The organism is Desulfotruncus alcoholivorax DSM 16058, assembly GCF_000430885.1.
GTDB classification, from domain to species: Bacteria; Bacillota; Desulfotomaculia; order Desulfotomaculales; family Desulfallaceae; genus Desulfotruncus; species Desulfotruncus alcoholivorax.
In genome coordinates, this window is record NZ_AUMW01000056.1 from 1 (window position 1) to 2,759 (window position 2,759).

The following is a 2,759-nucleotide window of genomic DNA, read 5'->3' on the forward strand; positions in this document are numbered from 1 at the left end:
GGGTCAACGCGATATAATGCCCTGGTTGTAGCTCTGCCGGCGCCCCGCCACAGGTTTTCCGCCACATTTTCCGTGTTGGGTACTATAAACTTTCCTCTTTTCTTGATACCGGGAATAGTTTTGAATACGGTGTTGGCGGTAATACTCTTTAGGGTTTTTACAATCTCCGCTGGAGCTACAGTAGGAGGAGCATAGAGTAATATGTGTAAGTGGTCCGGCATGGTTCCCATCTGAATGAGGCTAAATCCGTAGCTTTCGCAGATTTTACCAACGGTTTGGTTGATGATTTCTTCAACTTTACCATTGATTACTTTTCTCCTGTATTTCGGACAAAACACTATGTGGTAGTTGATGTTGTAGACACAATGGTTAGCTTTATTTTCCATGTCTTGATTTTATCATTTCTTATTGACATATTAATGTCATCAGTTGTATTTTCGCCCGGAAAAACCAGGCGCCCCTTTCATCCCACGGCACGAGGCCATGGGTTTTCAGGGGCGGGTATCTATAAAACATAAAGGCTGGGGCGCAAGCCTCCGTCTTTTATATAACTTTGGGATATTTTACAACACAGGTATTAAAAAGTGTAGAAGAACTCCGGAGGTATTTGAAGTTCTAATGTATGCAACGCTGACATGAAAGACATGGAATAAATTATTACTTTATTTCATAATATATGTTAGTAAAGTTAAAAAGGGAGTTGGATTTTTATGCCAAATCCAAACAAGGATTCTGAACATGATATTAAAAGTATTACACTGCCGCCAGATTTGCTGCCGCCAGATTTAATTAAAGATTTACCATATTTAATTAAAGATCTAATTAAAGATTTAAACAAACATTACAAACATTGTATTCTTCCCTCAACACGTATCCCCAAATATGTTGACCAACTAGTGCTTCCTCCTGTATATGAACCGACTATAATAACGGATCCAAAAACAGGCGAAGTATTAAGACACGAATATATAGTTGACGTAAGCCAGTTTGAGCAACAGATCCTTCCGCCCGGGTTTCCTAAGACAACCGTATGGGGTTACGGAGGTATGGTAAAGGACCCGGACACCGGCGAATCCGTGTATTTTCAAAATACACCTGGTGCTACGTTCGAAGCTATCCGCGGCATTACAGTTCATGTGCAATGGGTGAATAATCTTGTCGGACCACACTTGTTTGCGGTAGATCCCACTTTGCATTGGGCAAACCCCAATAACATATCCATGATACCTCCCCGCCCCTGGCCAAAGTTTCCACCTGGGTTTCTCGATGCGCAAATCCCTGTCCCAATAGTTCCACATTTGCACGGTGGTGAAACACCCTCGGTTTCCGACGGACACCCCGATGCATGGTTTACTGCCGGTATAATCAGGGGTGAGGCATTCGAAACTTCACTATATACGTATCCCAACATGCAGCAACCTACTACTCTTTGGTATCACGATCACGCCCTCGGTATTACACGTCTAAATGTTTATGGAGGTCTTGCCGGTTTTTACCTGCTTCGGGATCCGAATAATCCCCTTGAAAACCCTGATTCACCTGTTTTACCTTCCGGCGAATTTGAGATCCCTATTGTAATTCAAGATCGCACTTTCAAGTGGGATGGCTCATTCTTTTTTGATAACGTTGGTACCAATCCTACCATTCACCCGTATTGGACGCCTGAATTTTTCGGAAATACCATTATGGTAAACGGTAAATTATGGCCAAATCTAAACGTAAAACCCCGACACTACCGATTCCGTATTTTGAATGGTTCAAACGCACGTTTCTATAACCTTAAATTCTCTAACGGACAATCTTTCATACAAATTGGTTCAGATGGAGGCTTTTTGCCTTCACCGGTAACACTTACCTCACTTCTTATAGCTCCAGGTGAGCGCGCTGATATTCTTGTTGATTTTTCACCGCTCACTCACGATACAATGGTTATTCTTGAAAATGATGCCAATGCGCCTTATCCTGACGGCGATCCCCCCGACCCGGAAACAGTTGGTCAGATTATGCGGTTTACTGTCGAGGTAACAGGCGAAGCGCCGGTTGACCCACCGGAGTTACCTGAAACCTTAAATACAATTCCCGTACTAACGCCTACCGCACCAACCAGAACGTTGACTCTGAACGAAGTAATGGGCCCCAATGGTCCGGTGATAGTACTGTTAAACGGACAAAAATGGGGTGCCCCAATCAGTGAGACTCCCAAAGTAGGAGCTACGGAGGACTGGGAATTTGTCAACTTAACAGGAGACACCCACCCTATTCACCTGCATTTGGTTCAATTTCAAGTTATAAACCGCCAAAAGTTTGATGCAGAACGATATATGAATGACTGGACTTTGATTAATGGTACACCACCACTAACAAACCCCACCGTAACACTACCTGTTACAGGATATTTGCAAGGGCAGCCTATAAGTCCTGATCCAAACGAAATGGGATGGAAAGACACCGTTAGGGCAAATCCTGGTGAAGTTACTCGGATAAGAGTACGTTATGCCCCTCAAGATGCTAATCCTGCCACAACCTTGCCAGGGATTAACCTTTATACATTTGACCCCACCCGTGGGCCAGGGTATGTTTGGCATTGTCATATTCTAGATCATGAGGACAATGAAATGATGAGACCGTTAAAGGTATTACCATGACCATAGCGGTGGCCATGGTGTGCCGCAATACGTGTGGGTGGATATTTTTATTCATTACCACCCGTGAAGCTATTTTTTTGAATATCGCATGTATTGACCGTTGTGACAATCTCC

2 protein-coding genes and 1 pseudogene are annotated in these 2,759 nt (G+C 43.6%); 1 reads left to right on the forward strand and 2 read right to left on the reverse strand.

The window, feature by feature from the left end; genetic code table 11:
* On the reverse strand, positions 1-386 hold a 386-nt coding region (tnpA, locus tag H569_RS20855; protein WP_207637585.1), incomplete at its 3' end, for an IS200/IS605 family transposase.
* A gap of 324 nt (positions 387-710) precedes the next feature.
* Here tnpA and H569_RS0116965 point away from each other — a divergent pair.
* The gene (locus tag H569_RS0116965; RefSeq protein WP_081411093.1) at positions 711-2,645 is read left to right on the forward strand and encodes a multicopper oxidase family protein; all 1,935 of its coding nucleotides are present in this window, start codon (positions 711-713) and stop codon (positions 2,643-2,645) included.
* A 10-nt stretch (positions 2,646-2,655) separates the two neighbouring features.
* Here H569_RS0116965 and H569_RS23745 read toward each other — a convergent pair.
* Positions 2,656-2,754: pseudogene (locus H569_RS23745) on the reverse strand (site-specific tyrosine recombinase/integron integrase); the annotation flags it as partial.
* Between the last annotated feature and the right edge of the window lie 5 nt (positions 2,755-2,759).